The sequence below is a fragment of the Paenibacillus bovis genome, assembly GCF_001421015.2.
GTDB classification, from domain to species: Bacteria; Bacillota; Bacilli; order Paenibacillales; family Paenibacillaceae; genus Saccharibacillus; species Saccharibacillus bovis.
The window spans coordinates 261121-279252 of the sequence record NZ_CP013023.1 but is presented as its reverse complement, the minus strand read 5'-3'; the positions used below and the strand labels follow the sequence as shown (position 1 = coordinate 279252).

The following is an 18132-nucleotide window of genomic DNA, read 5'->3' as shown; positions in this document are numbered from 1 at the left end:
TGTGCTGAAATCATAACAGTCATACGGGGTCCCCCTCAAAGTATGGCTTTTAATTGAAATTTGCGAACGGGTTGGATTACCTGAATACCACAAACAGCAGTGCACTTTATGTGACACTGCTGTTTTGCATAGATTATGCATTTTGCTCTTTCACAAAATCACAAAATATACGATGTGTTGCTTATTTCCGGCTGCGTTCCTGCAGTTCCAGCCAGATCGCAGCCATATCCATATCGGCTTTGCCGTTTTGCTTGGCTTCGGCAAAGGTACGGTCGGCAGCAGCGGCGAGCGGCAGATCGATTCCGTCGCGGCGCGCTTCGTCCATGAGCAGACCGAGGTCTTTGGACAGCAGGCTGATCATAAATGCAGCAGGGAAATCTTCGTTCAGCAGCATGTCTTTTTTGGCATTGAGCATTGGAGTGGCTACAGCAGACTGGCCGATCATTTCGATCAGCTGTTCACGCTTTAATCCAGCCTGCTCACCGATGACGAGCGCTTCGCTGATTCCCTGCATCGTGATACCCAGCATCAGATTAATCGACAGCTTGGCCGAGCTGCCTGCACCAACCTCGCCAAAATGAATCGTATGCTTGCCGAGAATATCAAAATACGGCTGTGCATCCTGTACAGCCTCTGCGCTTCCGCCCGCCAGAATCACGAGCTGTCCCTGCTGTGCCGGAGCGACCGATCCAGATACCGGCGCATCCAGATAGACCGCACCTGCTTGCTGCGTCTGTTGTGCCAGCTTCCGAGCTTCGCCGGGGCTGATCGTACTCATATTGATAATCAGCGTGCCAGGACGAGTCTGGGCGAGAATGCCTTGCTCGCCATTCAGCACCTCGGCGACCGCATCTCCCTTGGTCAGCATAATAAAGACAACTTCTGCCTCAGCAGCTGCCTCTCCTGGAGTAGAATGCAGCACGGCACCATCCTCCTGCAGCGGAGCAGCCTTGTCGGCTGTGCGATTATAGACATGAACGGGGTGTCCCGCCTTTAACAGATTGCGGGCCATCGGCAGACCCATATGTCCTGTGCCGATCCATGCGAGATTTTTCATTTGAACGCACTCCTTTGCCTGTATAAAGTAAGATGAACTGCATCTCATGAAGCATCATGGAGAATGCCTCGTTGCCTCAATGCTTCAACTAACAGATGCATCATCCGAAAGCTTCTTTTATTTACCCGAAATAGGTTGAGCCGACCTCTGCAGTGTGTAATAAACTATAGAACCCTGCTTATCCATGCTTGATTGTATCATAACGAATTTCCCTTTTGATATTATACGGTTGTGCAAGGTAGCAGTCCGATTGCTTCCATGTTTTGTACCATTTATCCGGAGAGCAAGCAGTCATGATGAAGATAGTCTAATCATCTCTATCCTTCGGCTGACAACGATCTATGGAATGAACAGGAAGAAGAGATTGACTTTATAAATACATGTAACTATAATTGTTACATGTAAGCCGTTCTTAATGTAATTCATACTAAAATATAAAATCATCCAAACCCAGGGAGGAATTAACCATGAAAATCGCAATTATCGGAGCAACAGGCAAAGCAGGATCACGTATCGCCGAGGAAGCATTGAGCAGAGGACATGAAGTTACCGCATTTGTACGCAGCGCAGGCAAAGTACAAAATGACCAACTGAACGTGGTAGAAAAAGAAGTAACGGATCTGACAACAGCAGATGTACAGGATTTCGAAGTACTGGTGAATGCATTCGGTACACCGGATGCCGAGCAGCATGTCGTCGTAGGCCGTCATTTGATCGATATTCTGAAAGGCGCATCCAATACCCGTCTGATCGTTGTTGGCGGCGCAGGCAGTCTGTATGTGGATGATGCGCATACGACTCGCCTCGTAGACACACCGGACTTCCCAGATGCCTACAAACCAACAGCAACCAACCAGGGCAAAAACCTGGAAGACCTCAAACAATCGTCCGGCATCCAATGGACATTTGTCAGCCCGGGTGCATTCTTTGACCCTGCAGGCCCACGTACCGGCACGTACACGCTGGCGGGTGAGCAGCTGACAGTGAACAGCGAAGGCAATAGCTACTCCAGCTATGCAGACTATGCAATTGCTATCGTAGATGAAGCGGAAAAAGCTGCTCATGTGAACGAGCGCATCAGTGTAGTTACCGAAGCGAAGTAATGACTCGGACGAGTCGGCAAGAATCCGGCTGATTAAGCGGCTGTACAGGGTACGCGTCTATTCTGGTGAGCACCACAGCTCAAACAGCCGGATTCGATATAAACGGTTTGCCGAATTGCAAAATCACAAATTTAAAAGCCCTGCTTGGCGATCATGAGGAATACTCTATCGCCAGGCAGGGCTTTTTATAATCCACACAAAACGCTACAAATGATAAATCCGTACACCGGATACGGTTTACTTTTGAGACAGAGACAGAGACAGAGACAGAGACAGAGACAGAGACAGAGACAGAGACAGAGACAGAGACAGAGACAGGACATAGACATGCAGGATAAGAGAGGAATGGGAGAAGGCAGCGGAGAAATTAGGCGTACTAGCCAATCTTTCGGGCTTGGGCGTTTCGTTTGATGAACGTCACCAGTACCGGAGTATAGATGCAGAAAGTGAGCCACCAGATTATGCTGTCCGGCAGCAGGGGATGACTGTCACTGCGCCATATGACGAGTACAAGAAAAGCCAGATTCATCACCAGATATATGTAGTCATATTTGCGTTTTTCCGGTGGAAACAGGGGTGCCAGTGCTACATAAGCAAGCTGTCCAATCATAAAAATAGTCCAGTGCATACGAACCCTCCTTTGCCCCCAGTCTATCGAACCTTACTATCTGACGCAAACAAGCAGCAAGCGATCGGATAAATAAAAGCAGTCATCCGACCACCAAAGTGCCTTGAATAGTATTGCAATTACCATTGGATAGTAATACAAAAGTGCCTTGATACGTTGTGTTCTGTTTGTTATGTACTATCTTGTCAGACCCATCTCGTTATATACGTTTATCCTGTATTTTGCATGCCGACAGGAGCCGAAAATCCCCGTCCCGCAGCCTGTCCACCGCTCCAACTTCTGGAAAAATAAACGATCTGTAAATTTTTCACAAATACATAGCATTCCCACAAAAAACCATATATAATGATTTAAAAACAATTCCGATCAGAATTATAGGGAATGGTGAAATGATATGGTAAAGCACATCAAAGGGATACCCTCTGTCAAAAAAGCGGTCTATGATCTGATCGCTTCCCGGCGGGATATTGCCAAAGCGGATATTATGGAGCATTTTCGGCTGACAAGTAGCAGCCTGACCCGTCTGCTGGACGAGATGACGCGTGAAGGCTGGATTATGGAATCCGGCTTTGGGCAGTCTACAGGCGGTCGGCGGCCGATTTTGTATCAAATCAATGCCGGTGCACGGTATATTCTGGGACTGGATATTTCGCGGATCTATTCGGTGCTGGGTCTGTACGATATGGAGATGAAGCCGCTGGAGCTACTGCGCTGGAATATGGATGAGCAGATGACTCCGCAGCGGCTGGTTGAACATGTGGGACGGCAGACGCATGAACTGCTGCTCCGCCATCAGCTGGACCGGGAACAGGTTATCGGTATGGGCGTGGGCGCGGTAGGTCCACTCAGCCGCGAACAGGGACGTATTCTGAATCCGCTCTATTTCGCGGCGCCGGGCTGGAATGATGTGCCGCTGCGCAGCTGGCTGGAGGAAGCGACCGGTCTGCCCGTGATTCTGGAAAATGGAGCCAATACAGCGCTGATCGGCGAACACTGGATGGTACGAAGCGAGAATATCCGGCATATGCTGTATGTACATATAGGGACAGGTCTGCGCTCGGCGATGATGTCCAACGGCCGGATCGTGCATGGAGCCGTGGATATGGAAGGTTCGATCGGGCAGATGATTATTCAGACAGATGGTCCGCGTCTGCATGGTAGCGGCAATTACGGTGCGCTGGAAGCTTTTGCCTCGGTGCAGGCGGTAGAGCAGCAGGTTCGTGCACGCAGCAAGATGAGCCGGGAGCAGTGGACCGGAGGCAGTCTGGCGCTGAAGCCGGAAGCGATCAATTTTGCTACGATTGTACAGGCGCTGGACTCCGGTAATGAGTACGTACGCGAGATTTTTGCACAATCTGCTGCTTATATGGGGATAGGGCTCGCCAATCTGATCAATGTGCTGCATCCCGAGCATATTATTCTGGGCGGCGTGATGATTAGTGCCAATGATCTGTTTTACAATACAGCGATAGCGGTAGCCGAGCAGAATATCTATTATTCGGATAGCTACCAGCCGGAATTTTCACGCGGGATTCTGCAGGAGACAGCGGTCTCGACCGGTGCTGCGGTGATGGTATGGAATGAGATGGAGATTTGACCGTTGTCAGGAAAATAGAGCATCATCCGCCGCTTGTCTGATCTAGCGTAGAATTGTCCTATTTAGCGAAGAAAAGTGAACTTGAAAATGAACCTAACGTAAACAGCCCGAGTGTCTTTCTTTGAATATATCAGAGAAAGACACTCGGGCTGTTATGGTTGGAATTGAGAAATACGATCTAATTTGACTTAGAGATACATAGATATATACGAACTTATTTCTAAAGAGAAGAGTCATGCTCACGCAAGCCGATCATCACAGTAACAATTATTGCTTCAGCTGGTTCAGGATCAGTGGATCTTTGATCTTGGTATCCTGGGCCAGCATGACGATTTTGGAAAGAATCTCGGCGGTACGTGGATCTTCATCCATGAAAGGCAGGAAAATCCGGCCGCGATGCTGGGAATGTACCGGAATAATATTCAGTGCACCTGCAGTCTGCTTGTATACCATTGCACTGCCCAGATGGACACTATAGACACCAAGACTGCCTTCAATTCGCGCATGGTTGGACTCGATCTTCACATTGGTAATATTCATCAGGCGCAGCGACTCTTCCACGATCGCGCGGCGCATCTCTATCGTGGACAGGCTGGCTTCCGGATCAACACCGCCCACATGGGCGACACTCACTGCCAGATCCATATCCCGCATAACCTCGGAGAACAGTACAGGTGGAACCTGTTCGAGAGGTACTGGTTTGTAGGTCGTTCGGTCGTGGAACTGTACCGTCTCCAGCGTAGGAGCTTCCGTATCTGCCGGAGAGAACCAGTCTGCCATCGCATAGACGCTGGCGATCAGGTTATTCCGGTAATCGACCTTTTGCAGTCCTTCTTCATAGCTGACTGTCCAGCCGCGTCCGCGCAGCAGGGCTACCGTCTTGTTCGGCTGCACCTGATGGCCGGCATAGCGGCGGGATACGGTACCATTGGCTTTTTCATCCTCATTTAACAAATACAGCTCCCGGAAAACCTGCTTGAAAGGCTCACGGCTGCGCTGATCCGGTCGTTCACGCTGCTCTGCATAAAATTGGTGCTCGATCAGATCACGCTGGAACAGTGACCACTGTCCGCTCTCGTACAGATGAAGCGGATGAGCGATAAACACTTCATCCTCCGGCTGCAGCGGATGCTGGACATAATCGATTACGCCGGTCGGAGCAGAGCCGGTATCGTGGGCAGCCGGGCCGTTGCCAGCAGATTCAGCAGAAGTCTCTCCGGCTGCCTGCGGTTGCAGCAGCATGGAAGCTTCTTTGTTAATATAGCCGAGCTGGTGTCCGCTGCGGAACACCAGAAAACGGAACAATGGCGATAGTACCGGATTCTGCTGCAGTCGTTGTACTTCTACCGCTGTAAAGGCAGTTTGATTCACCATGGAGCGCTCCAGTTCACTGCGGGCCCGCCGATACTGGTCGGTCAGCTCGGTTTTCAGTTCTTTGAGCTTGATAATGTATTCGTTTTTGTTCAGACGAGAAGGTACGGATTTGAGCGGCTTGCCGCTTTTGACAGCGGTGAGGCTGGTTTTGCCTTCGGTATCAATCTCCAGCTGGACATACAGTTCATTCTCGATCTCGTACGGTTCAAAATAAACGAGCAGTTCATCCACTTTGCGTGCTTCCATATCCCAGGTGAGTCGGGTAACATCGGCATACCCGGCATTGCGTGCCAGATTATCCAGCGCAATCGCAGAAGCAGCAGCTTCACTCGCACGGCGCTGGGCACCGAAGCTTTTGCTTTCCTTAAGGAATTGCTGTATAAATTCGTACCGTGCACGAATATCCTGATCTCGCTGCTCGGATGACAGTGGGATTAGCGTGTAGGACAGCAATTGATCCTTGTTCCGCTTGGCTGCGACGTTCTCACGCGTCTGCTCCAGATGGAGTTTGCCCAGCACCGCATCGGCGAACAGCTGACTGCGTCGGTGATTGGCGCCTGCCGAGATGTATTTGGCTGTATCGTACAGCAGTTTGAATCGCTCTGCGCCCAGCTCGTGATAAGCCTGCTGGAACCAGTTCAGATCGAACGCACCATCGTTGAACTCCTGCGGAGTGATCGGCGAATAGTGGGCCACGATCGTTTCCTTTTCGGCAGAGAATGTCTCATTAATATGCGCGTGGAAGTACCAGGCTGCACTGCGTAGTCCCTGCCAGTTCAGATGGGCAGCGATAATCTCGATCCACTGCGGTGCATACATGGCTGCTTCCAGCAGTCGCTTCTCGCTGATCGGGTAGGTGTTCAGCATTTCGGCGAGCGTCTGTTCATTCTCGCCTTCCAGTGGATAGTTGTTTTTCAACAGATGACTGAATGTTTCTTTCTTGGTAGAACTGCCATAGCTGTAAATATAACCACGTATAAAGGTTTCCTTTTGCAGATTCGATAGAATGGACAGAAAATACTTCATACCGTCGATGCGCTGGATCGCCATAGCCAGAGGGGTAACCTCGGTCGGCAGCTCTCCACGCTGCAGCTCGATGTCCAGAATACGTGTAATAGCCTGTTCGGCAAGTGGACGAATACTCGGGAAACGGTTCACCAGATTATACTGGCTGTTCGAACTGGTGATCAGACGCATAAAATCGCGTGCCTGATAGTCGACCAGCATCTGTTTGTACACTTCATTCTCCTGAATAATGCCCATATCGTACATTCGGACGTAATCTTCAGGTCCAAGATGAGCATAGGAAATCGAATGAATATCCAGCGGCTGAAAATTATACAGCGTATGGAAGCGGCGGCGGGCGGAATCTTCGTTATACGAACGACTGCGCAGGAAGCTGACCCATGGCTCGGCCAGCAGCATCAATGTACCGCCGTCCGACTGCAGGCGATCAGCCGGGAAAATCTGCATTAGCCGGTTCAGTACTAGATAAGCGGTATCGAATACCTCTTCCTTGCGGCTGTCTTCCAGATAAGCGACCAGTAGGCTGTCGATCTGCTGATTGTACGGCAGGCGATCATACCAATCGCGGATCTCGATCATTTGCTCGGCAGGGTAAAAGGAACGGATAAACTCACCGCGCCAGCCTTCCAGCAGCTGGTGCTTCTCCAGCTGGTTGTAATCCATAGCATGGGAGAAATACCGATATAGCTGCCGTAGACTCTGATCGAGACGTTCCGACTGTGTATACAGAACGAGCTGCATCACAGCCAGATTGTCCATACCGCTCTGATCCAGATACTCCTGCCATTGTTCGGTCAGCGGATAGCGTTCCAGTTCTTTCGCGCCGTTCTCGTCCTCGCCAGCCCGATTGCTGTAATACAGCGGTTGTAGTTTATCGCCCAGCAGCAGGGTTTCTTTGTAATTACTGTAATATTCCACTTCATATTCATGCTCGCGGTGCTCATGGATCAGATCGTTCAGTCCCTGGAGAAAAGCTATGATCTGCTCTTTCTCCAGCGTGAATACCTGGCTAGCTTGATCCAGATGTTCTGTAGCAGGAGCGATTTTCAGCCAGTCCTCGACCAGATTCGGATCGCATAGGCCATAGCCATTTGCTGATGTATATTCGGCTGCCTGTCCCAGCTTCGCCAGCAGTGTTTTCTCCTTGGCAGTCGGATGGGGAAGAGACTCGGCCATCACGGTTAGCCGATCATACTGCTCCTGGCGCTCGGGAAGGCTCTGCAGCTCAGTGATCGTTTCCAGTGCAGCGAGCCGCTGGAGTTCGCTTTTGCTGCCCAGCAGTCGCGCAACAACAGGTTCTAGCAGTTCTCCGGGCTGTTGCAGCAGCAGCTGAATCGCACTCTGACGAAGAGATCCTGTCTTGAGCTTGAGCAGATCCTCGACCAGCCGAAGTTCCGTATCGGTTAAGACAAAGGTTTTGGCCAGCTTGAGCGCGGTTTCCCGATTGGACATACTTTTGTCGGTCAGGGAGGCAAAAATAAATTGGCGCTGCTCGGGATCATTACCGTCCTTGATCACATAATCGAGCAGGGTACCGCGCAGATCTGCGCTCATCCGATCCTTGAGCTGCAGAATCTCGCCGATCAGCTGGGCATCCATGTCATAGGCAGCCAGATAGATCAGCTTATGGATCAGCCGGTCAGACGAATACTGGATTGTAATATCATCCAGCACGCTGGAGGCAAAGCGAATCTCGCGCTCGGATAATCCCAGATAAATATCCCGGATGCGATTGAAATCGTGCACCCGATCTGCTTTTTCTTCCAGCAAAGGAGTCCGGGGAGCACGCAGCACACGCTCCGATTCGGTAACGCTGCTGACAAAATCCCACGTATATTCGCATTCATAGGCATAGTTATCCAGTACCCAGTACAGCAGCTCTCCATCCTGCTCCTGCAGATGAGGGCGAGCTATACGCAGACGCAGCTCCTTGTTCTGGCTGTTGCTGAGCACATACAGGGCGATAATCTTCTGGTAACGGACACCGGTATCCATCAGATACTGAATCCGGTCGTACAGTTCCTGTTCTTCGTGGACAGCAGTCGCCCACAGACTGATCAGCACTTTGTTGGCATTCTCGTCGGTGAGCCATTCCCGGCGAAGCGAGCTGTCAGCGAGCGCTTCATACGCCTGGTGGATCAGCTGCCTGGTAACCCTTGCATTTGCCGATTCGAGCGGTATGCCTATCCAGGTGCCCAGAGCTCTGACAATAGAACTGTAACGGATCAGCTCATGCTGCAAAATAGTATCTATCAGCATCATAGAGGCTTCAAGAGTACCTTGGTCCAGCGTCTCGGCGATAGATTGGCGCAGCCCTTCCTGCAGTCTGGCAGCGACCAGCAGCTCACTGATCATCCGGTAAGCCTCGGTACGGTGCGACATCAATATACCCAGAATAATGTCGTACGAGAGCAATGCTGTCTGATTATCTCCATAAATGATATCGTGCAGTGCCTGCATCACCAGCGTATTATCCTGATCCAGCTCGTAGGCGATCAGGTCTGATAACGCATCTTGATTAAACCGGTAGTCGCCCAGCAGTTCGTAATTGCGCTCGGTCAGCATGGTCATCAGATCAAAGTCAAAACCGTGCATCGCGATCAGGGAATTCATCTTGCCGAGAATGCGTTGTGTATGTAATGTGATATCCCGCGTCCGATAAGGGCGCCGGTTATAACCTGTGCTGTAGGGATATTCGGCCGTATGTGCAGTGATATAGCGGAATATATCCGCAGTTCGTTCATCGGTCAGTATAGCCAGCACGCCGGCCAGCGGCTCATACAGTGCTTCCTGAGAATTGTCCTGCGACAGGTCATTCAGACACTGCACCATCCGGGCAATCTCCTCCTGCTGGTTATGTATATATCTGCTGGCGCACAGTTTCGCACAGCTGTCTGCGAGTTCGCGTAATGGCTCCGGTACGGAGGCTGCCAGGCTCTCGATCCGGCTCAGATGCTGGTTGTAACGTTCATTCATATCCTTCATTATTGAATCTCCTTTCATAAATGGGAGTTACCACATACGGCCTGCCAGCATCGTCAACCGGATAAAGGCAGCTTCATCTCCTTCAGCCAGCTGAATCTGCTCCTCCAGTCCGGTCACTTCCTGCTCGCGAAGGAATACTTTATATAATCCATCTTCAAAAGCCAGCAGCGCTGTCTCTACAGCCTGCTGTTCTTCTGGCACACGGTCATCGCGCACAGCTTCGAATCCGACTTTACCTGCATGCGCTTGCTCTTCGATCGTATCGGTTGTCAGATAGGGGATAAACGAAGTGTCGGTCTGCTTTTCCCGAAACTGCCTTACATTTTGCTCTACGATACAGGTGATCAATTCACGCAGCGTGCCCGGCGTATCGGTTAGCTGAAGCGGCTGACGGGTGAGCCAGTTTTTGCGTCGGCCCAGGCTTTTTACTGTAATATAAATCAGCATTGCACTCCTCCTTGATCCCAATATATCTTTTATGATACACCAATAACCTCAGCATATCACACTCTACAAAAGGGAACAAACGTTCCTATTTAAAAATATGAAATAGCAGCTTTTCGATCAAGTTATTCGTTTTGTAAGCTGCCAAAGAGGTATCTGTCTGGAGCTAACATATATACTAAAAAGCCCTCCTGCAAAATCAGCTGCGATTTTGGGGAGGGCTGTTGTATTCATATGAAAAGACGATAGACAGAAAAATCAGCTATGAAGCACAGCGTAAGCTTCCTGCAGTACATTCTGGGAAGGCATATTGCTGAGATTCTTCGGTACCACATGCACCGAAATTTTGCTGTTTAGTGCTTCCTTGACCTGCGAAGCAATCTGCTTCTCGCCACTGAGAATAATCTCTTCCCATTGATGCTCACGGGCCATGCGTTCAATAATCGGGGTCAAGCGCTTGATCCAGCGTGGGCGGATTACTTCCCACGGCTCAGAATAGTTTTCACGCTGTTTGTTGGCTGTGGATTTCAGATCGCTCGTACTGGTGCTCGGGCGCTCCCGGAATTCGTCATTGATCATATCCCATTCATAGTAATACTCTGCATTGATTTCACAGAGCAGACTGTCCAGAACGGTTACGGTATCATTGCTCAGCTGCACAATACCGGCAGCAGGGCAGCGCGACATCAGGGCTTGCAGTTCTTCCAGATGCGGCTCGGACTCGAAATAAAAAGCATTGGGCACACCGGTCTGTATCTTTTCGCAGAAGAATAATCCTCCGGATGAATCAGCGACGATGATCAGACCTTTTTTCATCTCGGTACGGCTGTTTTCCACCTTTTCCTCGACTTTGGCCTGAAGCTCCATCAGCATATCCAGATATCTCGGATCTTCTCCGGCTTGCGTATACTCGGCGAGCTTTTTGAAACCGTTCTTGAGGCGTATTTTCCATTCCGGCTGGGTGTTGGCAGTTGGCTCAGTGTTCAGATAGATCGTCAGGAAACGTTCTGCCGATTGGGCAGAGTACTTCTGAAGTGCTTTCCAATTTTCCATAAATCCCATTGCAGTACCTCCTCAAAGAGAGTTCCTTTGTCTTTACCCTTATGAACAAGGCTCAAAACTTTTCTTCAAACTTTTTTACAATAATTTCAAAAAATATCATCCAAATCTCCTTTTTATGCGTTAATTAATATATAATTATCCTAAAAATAGGAAATAGGAAATCATTACTATTCTGATGGATGAGACGCATTCGGGCTTCTTTTTCTTATATACTTGTATAACCAAGTATATTTTGTTTATAAATCCGTGTTTTTTTATTCTATGACACACCAAGGAGACTGCTGACATGAAAGATCATCATGAATATAAAAAAAGAAAACGGATCATTCATGCCCCCGCAGCGAAAATCGCTGGAGCGGGTATTCTGGTTGTAGCCTGCGTAATTGCACCGTCTGTCGGGCCGACTTTTGGCCCTGACCGTATCGTCTGTGCTGCCAGTACTCCGGCAGTATCGGCTGCTTCGCCGGGAACGAATGATATATCGGTCGGTATTCCTACAAGTACCCCTATAAGTATTGATGAGCTGCCGCAAACCGAGGTCGCTTCGAATATCCAGTATGTTACTGGCTTATTGGTAAGCAATCAGCCGGGAGGCAAGCTGCCGGTGAGTCTGACGGTAGCGCGCGAGACCAATGACTCCGCGTGGATGAAGGATCGTCTGACAATAGGGCCCAAGGAAGCGGCACTGACTGCCGATATGCTGCGCAAAGACGGCGGCAGTGTGGGGATATTCCATATGCCGGAAGCGGACAAGACTGAAGTGGCCGATCTGTATTTCAGCATGACCCAGCGTGCGGCGCAGATCCTGTCCACCTCCAAACAGGGAATGGATGTACAGGCATTGTATGCCCAGCTGCATCTTCCCCCTTCGCGGGTATCTTCTCTCAAAGAAGATCTTGATGTGCAGTTCCATACCGATCATGGAGCACAGCGTCCGGCAGGTGCACAGAGTACGCCGCTGGGGATTGAGACAGCAGATACTTCCGGACAGGTATGGATAACGCTACCTCTGGAAAACACAGCACTGAGCTCTGCCCAGATGAACCGCCTCAAAGTATACGCCCAATATCCTGACGGTACAGCAGGCTATGTACCGGCTGCAATGACTACCTATAACCAAAAATATGCACACGGCATGAAGTTCGCTCTGCCCAAATCCGGTCAGTACACCATTATCCTGCCTGCAGCTTCGAACAAATAATCCGGCGCAATTCGTTATTTCCAGCTGCAATAGTCATTCACCGGGCAGGGAATAGAAGTATCCAAAGAGCTGTCCCTGTCTGCCGACAGCTCTACATATCCGGCATACCGACAAGACACGGTAGGCTGCAGCATATCTGCCAGTGGTGGGATATGCTGTTTGTTATGTGCATATCTTTGCAAAACAATTCGGAAAATGCCAAACAGCAGTTGACCGGAGCTGCAGATGCGTCTATACTGATTATTGTTATTAAAAGTAAGCATGTTATTAATAGTTGTTAATTCGGGAGGAAGAATATAGATGAATAAAGAGCAAAGAAAACAGGAAATTTTGGCCGCTTACGAAGCCAGACATGCTACCAAAGCATTTGATGCAGAGCAAAAAATCTCTGAGGACGATTTTGACTTTATTTTGGAGACAGGCCGACTGTCACCAAGCTCGGTTGGTTCCGAGCCTTGGAAATTCCTCGTGGTTCAGAATATGGATCTGCGCAACAAACTGCGTGAAGTAACATGGGGGGCACAGGGCCAGCTACCAACAGCGAGTCACTTTGTTATTATCCTGGCGCGCAAAAATGTACGTTATGACTCCGCTTATCTGCGCGAGCAAATGGTTGAAGTGAAGCAAATGCCGGAAGAAGTATTTAACCAGGCGCTGGGCCGCTACAGAGAATTCCAGGAGAACGATCTGAACCTGCTGGAAAGCGAACGCGCACTGTTCGACTGGGCATCCAAACAGACCTATATCGCGCTGGGCAATATGATGACAGCAGCTGCAGAGATCGGTATCGATTCCTGCCCAATCGAAGGATTCCATATGGAATCGGTAGAGAAAATCCTGAGTGATGAAGGTCTGCTGGAAAACGGCGAATTCGGCGTTAGCGTAATGGCTGCTTTTGGCTATCGCACAGACAAAGAACTTCGTCCAAAAGCAAGAAGAACCAAAGAACAAGTGGTACAGTGGATTAACTAATTATTTTCGGAAATAGCTATCGCAAAAATAGAATAACCCAAATAAAGAGATCCTTCGTTCGCTGAAGGATCTCTTTTGTTTATCTGAACGCTATCTGAACGAATTGTGCTCCATATGGATTGTTGCGTAGCTGAACATCAAAAAAGGAGAACGCCGGCACGATTGGCGTTCTCCTTTTTTGATTTACGATGTATAAGTGTTCGAACTATTAGTGGCGGTCTTTGGCTTCGCCGACACGCTGCTGGAATTCGCCTTTGGCTTTATCCAGTTTACCTTCAGCTTGCAGGGACGCGTTATCAGTAGCGTTACCATATTGATCTTTGGCTTCGCCTTTTACTTTGGAGACTGCACCTTTGATTTTATCGCCCAGACCATTATCTTTATGATTATCCATAGTTAACATCTCCTGTTCTTAGTATAGGAATGATTAAATATACTCTTCCGGTAACATCGATAGAGTGCAACCGGCTATGTGATATATTACCCTTCAGTTCCTTTATTTAAACAAGTAAGGAAGCCTGTTGACATTCCACAGGCTTCTCGCGACAATAAAAACCAGCAGTCTAGCAGAGCAGGAGGATCCTAACCTATGAAGATTAAAGCGATTATTTTTGATTTTGACGGATTGATTCTGGATACAGAAAGTGTATGGTTCGAGTGTTACCAGGAAATACTAAGCCGCTACGAGATGGAACTGACGCTGGAGCATTTTGCGCCGAGTATCGGTACGCATGGTAATGATTTTATCGATTATGTTGAGAAAACGATCGGCAAACCGGGGATTGGTCGCATTATTGATCAGGAAGTGTATGTGCTGCATCAGCAAAAAATGCAGCTGATCGAAGCGCGTGAAGGGGTAGCCGACTATCTGCATACCGCTCGTGAAATGGAGCTGAGGATTGGACTGGCAACCAGTTCAAATCGTGCCTGGATTGAGCGTTTTCTGGGCAAGCTGGGATTGCGGGAGTATTTTGAAGTGATCAAGACGAGCGATGATGTATCGGCGGTCAAGCCTGATCCGGAGCTGTATCTGCGCGTCGTAGACGAACTGGGCGTGAAGCCGGAAGAAGCGCTTGCTTTTGAAGATTCGCTAAATGGGTTGCGTGCTGCCAAAGCTGCCGGACTGCACTGTGCGATTGTACCGAATCCGGTCACTTCCCTGCTGCCATTTGAACATTATGATCTGCGGCTGGATTCCATGGCAGAGATGCCGCTGGGAGCTGTTCTGGAGCGGATCATCGTTCAGAGCAGACTGTAAATGCAAAGAAACTTACGGACACTATGTGACGACGATGAATCAATAACGAAATACAAGGGTGTTTATAGAAGATGCATATTTAGTGAGCCGGGAGGAAGCCTATTTTGAAATTATTTATTCACCGCAAAGATCTGCGTATTCATGATCTTGCCGGATTCGATTACCTGCATGAAACCGGGGCCGAAAGTATTCACCTGCTTATTCTAGATCCATTTTTGCTGCGCGGCGGCAGGGAAAAGGAACACAGCGGGCGGAATTTCCTGCAGCATGTGCGCCGACTGAAGCAGCTGTATGAACAGCATGGTCACCAGTTGCATATTGTCTACGGAGAGCCTGAGCAGGTGCTGGATTATGTGCTGGAGCAGCAGCCGATCGACGAAGTGGTAGTTCATCGCGATTTTACGCCGTATGCCAAAGAGCGCGACCGTAAGCTGCGCCAGATGGCTGACCAGCATGGAGCAGCATTCACCCTGCTGGTGGATCATATGATGATTCACGTGGAACATTTTGCCGAATTTACGGGAAAAGACGGATATTATAAGATATTTGCTCCTTTTCACCGGAAATGGCTGGACTTTCTCAGTCAGCATCCCAATCCGGTTTCTTCTACAAGTATCAAGGAACTGAAATTGTCTTCGCGTGCCATAGATTGGCCCGAACGCTTTCAGCTGCCTTTTCAACTGGAAGATTATGAACCGGCAGGCGAGCCGGCGCCGCTGCTGCAGCATTTTCTGGCGAAACAGGTCGCGGATTATGGAGAAGAACGGGATTATTACGCGATTGATCCATCCAGCGGTCTGAATCCGCATGTGGTGCTGGGTGCTGTCTCGGTACGGGAGATGTATGACCGGGCATCACTGGAGCAGGGGAGCGAAGAATGGATTCGCCAGATTGCTTTTCGGGACTTTTATTTGTATCAGGCGATCTATGATGAAGATTATTTTCGTTATGAAAAACGGTACGATCTGTCCGGGCTGGATGATCGTTATTTTGAAGCCTGGTACAAAGGAGAAACGGGTATCCCGGTTATCGATGCTTCTATGCGTCAGCTGAATGAGACCGGACGAATGCATAACCGTCTGCGTATTCTGTCTGCCATGTTCCTGACCAAGAATCTGCAGTGTCCGTTCACGCTGGGTGAGCAATATTTCCGTCGCAAGCTGCTGGATTACGATAATATTATCAACCGGGGCAACTGGATGTGGTGCGCTTCGTTGGGTGCCAATTCGGCTCCTTATTTTCGGGTCGTGAATCCGGTTACCCAATCGGCCAAGTACGATCCGGAGGGTGATTATATCCGCCAGTGGCTGCCAGAACTGAAAGATCTGTCGATCAAAGAGATTCATCAGCCCCGTCCGGATGCGATCGTGGATCTGAAACGTTCACGGGCAGCAGCGATCGAGACGTACAAGGGAATTGTTCAGTCTTTGTAAAAATAAACGTAATCCATATGAATAATATGCTATAAAGAGGCGTTTTTGTTAACTTCTGGTTAACAATTCGCTTCTTTTTTTACATTACAGAGGGTTTAACGCGTACATTCTACTGATTATTGGTTGTTACAATCAACTCGTTTGATACATACGACGGCATTGAATAATGACCGCAACTCATGAGGAGATGATCATTAATGTTAAACCGAATCCGTGAAAATAATCTGCGCAAAATCGTATCCCCTGTAAGCGCAGGTGTGCTGACAGCTGCGATGCTGCTGGGCACACTACCGGCAGGAACAGGAGAGGCCGCAGCCAAGGAGCAGCCGGAGATCAAAGCCAAAAACGTCATTATGCTGATCCCTGACGGTATGAGCATGGATGGCACAACACTGGCACGCTGGTATAACGGCGGCGAAGCACTGGCACTCGACGAGATGGCCAGTGGTCTGGTACGTACATATTCGGCGGACGCAGCGATTGCCGATTCCGCTCCGGCAGGTACGGCTTTTGCAACCGGCTACAAATCCCATACCGGCTATGTGGGCGTTCTGCCGGATCAGAATACGATGCCGGGTCTGCCTGCACTGGCACCGGGCGATGCCAAAAAACCGGTAGCGAATGTACTGGAAGCCGCCAAGCTGGCCAACAAATCGACCGGTATTATCGCCACTTCCGAGATTATGCACGCGACACCGGCAGACTTTAGCGCCCACTATCCGGATCGCAGCAACTATGACGCACTGAGCGAGCAGCAGGTATACGCAGGTATCGACGTGGTGCTGGGCGGCGGTGCTCAGTATTTTAAACCAGAAGGCCGCAAGGATGGCGAGAATCTGCTGAACGTTATTCATACGCAGGGCTATAACGTGGTAACCAATACCGCCGAGCTGCAGGCTTCGCATACCGGCAAAGTATGGGGCATGTTCGCGGATAAAGCGATGGATTACGATATAGACCGCAATCCTGTTGAACAGCCGAGCATTGCAGAGATGACAGCCAAAGCGATTGAGCTGCTGTCCAAGGACGAAGACGGATTCTTTCTGATGGTAGAAGGCAGCAAAGTGGACTGGGCAGCACATGCCAACGATCCGATGGGAATTATTAGCGATGTGAACGCCTTTGACGATGCTGTCGCAGAAGCGCTCAAATTTGCCAAGGAAGACCAGAATACACTCGTAATCGCGACGACAGATCATGGTAACGGCGGTCTGACGATCGGTGACCGTGAGACGACCAGTACGTACGATGAACTGCCATTGTCCACATTTATCGATCCACTGAAAAAAGCCAAAGTAACGGGTGAAGGTCTGGAGAAAAAGCTGAACAGTGACCGCAGCAATATTGCCGAAGTGATGAGCGAATATTTTGGCATTACCGATCTGACAGCGGAAGAAACAGCTGCAATCCGCGCAGCCAAAACAGGTGGCATGAATTCGGTGGTTGGCCCGATGATCAGCAAGCGCGCCCATATCGGTTGGACGAGCGGCGGCCATACCGGCGGTGAAGTCGTACTGTACTCTTATGCGCCAGGCGGCAAGCAGCTGACCGGAGTCGTGGAAAATACAGATATTGCCCGCTATATGGAATCGGCGATGGGACTGGATCTGAGCGCTGTGACCAACCGTCTGTTCGTGCCGGCGGAAGAGGCTTTCACTACCCGCGGTGCTACAGTTACATGGGATAACAGTGACGAGAAAAACCCGGTCATCGTAGTGACCAAAGGTACCGATACACTTCGTCTGCCAGTGTACAAAAATACCGCTCAGCTGAACGGGAAGACGGTGCGTCTGGAAGGCAATATTATCTTCAATGGAGAAAAGGCTTTTGTACCTCAGCAGGCGATTGACCTGATCTCGTAAGATTGATTAACGACAGGAAGCTTCCTTAATAAAAAACGGCGTTCCCTTTAGCCCTTTCCGGAATCAATGGAAAGCTGCAGGGAATGCCGTTTATTTGTCTATCCATGGTATTTATGTCCAGCTCTTATTC

General features: G+C 49.6%; 14 protein-coding genes. 7 read left to right on the top strand and 7 right to left on the bottom strand.

The window, feature by feature from the left end; all coding sequences use genetic code 11:
• Window positions 1-181 precede the first annotated feature (181 nt).
• Window positions 182-1057 carry an NAD(P)-dependent oxidoreductase gene (locus AR543_RS01205; protein ID WP_060531092.1) on the bottom strand — a complete coding sequence of 292 codons (876 nt, stop codon included), beginning with the start codon at window positions 1055-1057 and terminating at the stop codon, window positions 182-184.
• A 467-nt stretch (window positions 1058-1524) separates the two neighbouring features.
• On the opposite strand from AR543_RS01205, the gene AR543_RS01200 reads away from it, so the two are divergent.
• On the top strand, window positions 1525-2160 hold the full coding sequence (locus tag AR543_RS01200; protein ID WP_060531090.1) for an NAD(P)-dependent oxidoreductase: 636 nt from the start codon (window positions 1525-1527) through the stop codon (window positions 2158-2160).
• A gap of 376 nt (window positions 2161-2536) precedes the next feature.
• On the opposite strand, the gene AR543_RS01190 is transcribed toward AR543_RS01200, so the two are convergent.
• Window positions 2537-2788: a hypothetical protein gene (locus AR543_RS01190; RefSeq protein ID WP_060531088.1), complete on the bottom strand. Its 252-nt coding sequence runs from the start codon at window positions 2786-2788 to the stop codon at window positions 2537-2539.
• A gap of 394 nt (window positions 2789-3182) precedes the next feature.
• On the opposite strand from AR543_RS01190, the gene AR543_RS01185 reads away from it, so the two are divergent.
• Complete coding sequence (locus AR543_RS01185) at window positions 3183-4385, top strand: ROK family protein (protein WP_060531086.1); 1203 nt, start codon at window positions 3183-3185, stop codon at window positions 4383-4385.
• Between the two features lie 267 nt (window positions 4386-4652).
• Here AR543_RS01185 and AR543_RS01180 read toward each other — a convergent pair whose 3' ends face one another.
• The 3 genes from AR543_RS01180 to AR543_RS01170 form a co-directional block, all read right to left on the bottom strand.
• Entirely contained in the window at window positions 4653-9761 is a 5109-nt protein-coding gene (locus AR543_RS01180; RefSeq protein WP_060536593.1) for a DUF4132 domain-containing protein, read from the bottom strand.
• A gap of 36 nt (window positions 9762-9797) precedes the next feature.
• Window positions 9798-10217, bottom strand: a complete 420-nt coding sequence (locus tag AR543_RS01175) for a hypothetical protein (RefSeq protein ID WP_060531084.1) — start codon at window positions 10215-10217, stop codon at window positions 9798-9800.
• Between the two features lie 255 nt (window positions 10218-10472).
• Complete coding sequence (locus tag AR543_RS01170) at window positions 10473-11276, bottom strand: VLRF1 family aeRF1-type release factor (RefSeq protein ID WP_060531082.1); 804 nt, start codon at window positions 11274-11276, stop codon at window positions 10473-10475.
• Window positions 11277-11562: 286 nt separating this feature from the next.
• On the opposite strand from AR543_RS01170, the gene AR543_RS01165 reads away from it, so the two are divergent.
• Window positions 11563-12477, top strand: coding sequence for a hypothetical protein (locus AR543_RS01165; RefSeq protein WP_060531080.1), 915 nt, complete (start codon window positions 11563-11565; stop codon window positions 12475-12477).
• A 14-nt stretch (window positions 12478-12491) separates the two neighbouring features.
• Here the strand turns inward: AR543_RS01165 and AR543_RS24175 are convergent, their stop codons facing one another.
• Window positions 12492-12740: a hypothetical protein gene (locus tag AR543_RS24175; protein WP_158523914.1), complete on the bottom strand. Its 249-nt coding sequence runs from the start codon at window positions 12738-12740 to the stop codon at window positions 12492-12494.
• Window positions 12741-12777: 37 nt separating this feature from the next.
• On the opposite strand from AR543_RS24175, the gene AR543_RS01160 reads away from it, so the two are divergent.
• A complete protein-coding gene (locus tag AR543_RS01160; protein ID WP_060531078.1) occupies window positions 12778-13449 on the top strand; it encodes an NAD(P)H-dependent oxidoreductase in 672 nt (223 codons plus the stop codon).
• Window positions 13450-13657: 208 nt separating this feature from the next.
• Here AR543_RS01160 and AR543_RS01155 read toward each other — a convergent pair whose 3' ends face one another.
• Window positions 13658-13843, bottom strand: coding sequence for a CsbD family protein (locus AR543_RS01155; protein WP_060531076.1), 186 nt, complete (start codon window positions 13841-13843; stop codon window positions 13658-13660).
• A gap of 195 nt (window positions 13844-14038) precedes the next feature.
• On the opposite strand from AR543_RS01155, the gene AR543_RS01150 reads away from it, so the two are divergent.
• The 3 genes from AR543_RS01150 to AR543_RS01140 all read left to right on the top strand — a co-directional run bounded on the left by AR543_RS01150 (window position 14039) and on the right by AR543_RS01140 (window position 18002).
• On the top strand, window positions 14039-14707 hold the full coding sequence (locus tag AR543_RS01150) for an HAD family hydrolase (protein ID WP_060531074.1): 669 nt from the start codon (window positions 14039-14041) through the stop codon (window positions 14705-14707).
• Between the two features lie 104 nt (window positions 14708-14811).
• Window positions 14812-16140 (top strand): cryptochrome/photolyase family protein, encoded by a 1329-nt coding sequence (locus tag AR543_RS01145; protein ID WP_060531072.1) that lies wholly within the window; start codon window positions 14812-14814, stop codon window positions 16138-16140.
• 197 nt (window positions 16141-16337) lie between these two features.
• Window positions 16338-18002, top strand: coding sequence for an alkaline phosphatase (locus tag AR543_RS01140; RefSeq protein WP_418304207.1), 1665 nt, complete (start codon window positions 16338-16340; stop codon window positions 18000-18002).
• Window positions 18003-18132 lie beyond the last annotated feature (130 nt).

Excerpts from the sequence above, each read along its gene's own strand:
- AR543_RS01200 (WP_060531090.1), top strand. The coding sequence starts at position 1,525 with ATGAAAATCGCAATTATCGGAGCAACAGGCAAAGCAGGATCACGTATC.
- AR543_RS01190 (WP_060531088.1), bottom strand. The coding sequence starts at position 2,788 with ATGCACTGGACTATTTTTATGATTGGACAGCTTGCTTATGTAGCACTG.
- AR543_RS01170 (WP_060531082.1), bottom strand. The coding sequence starts at position 11,276 with ATGGGATTTATGGAAAATTGGAAAGCACTTCAGAAGTACTCTGCCCAA.
- AR543_RS01160 (WP_060531078.1), top strand. The coding sequence starts at position 12,778 with ATGAATAAAGAGCAAAGAAAACAGGAAATTTTGGCCGCTTACGAAGCC.
- AR543_RS01205 (WP_060531092.1), bottom strand. The coding sequence starts at position 1,057 with ATGAAAAATCTCGCATGGATCGGCACAGGACATATGGGTCTGCCGATG.
- AR543_RS01155 (WP_060531076.1), bottom strand. The coding sequence starts at position 13,843 with ATGGATAATCATAAAGATAATGGTCTGGGCGATAAAATCAAAGGTGCA.
- AR543_RS01150 (WP_060531074.1), top strand. The coding sequence starts at position 14,039 with ATGAAGATTAAAGCGATTATTTTTGATTTTGACGGATTGATTCTGGAT.
- AR543_RS01180 (WP_060536593.1), bottom strand. The coding sequence starts at position 9,761 with ATGAATGAACGTTACAACCAGCATCTGAGCCGGATCGAGAGCCTGGCA.
- AR543_RS01175 (WP_060531084.1), bottom strand. The coding sequence starts at position 10,217 with ATGCTGATTTATATTACAGTAAAAAGCCTGGGCCGACGCAAAAACTGG.
- AR543_RS01185 (WP_060531086.1), top strand. The coding sequence starts at position 3,183 with ATGGTAAAGCACATCAAAGGGATACCCTCTGTCAAAAAAGCGGTCTAT.
- AR543_RS01165 (WP_060531080.1), top strand. The coding sequence starts at position 11,563 with ATGAAAGATCATCATGAATATAAAAAAAGAAAACGGATCATTCATGCC.
- AR543_RS01140 (WP_418304207.1), top strand. The coding sequence starts at position 16,338 with ATGTTAAACCGAATCCGTGAAAATAATCTGCGCAAAATCGTATCCCCT.
- AR543_RS24175 (WP_158523914.1), bottom strand. The coding sequence starts at position 12,740 with ATGCTTACTTTTAATAACAATAATCAGTATAGACGCATCTGCAGCTCC.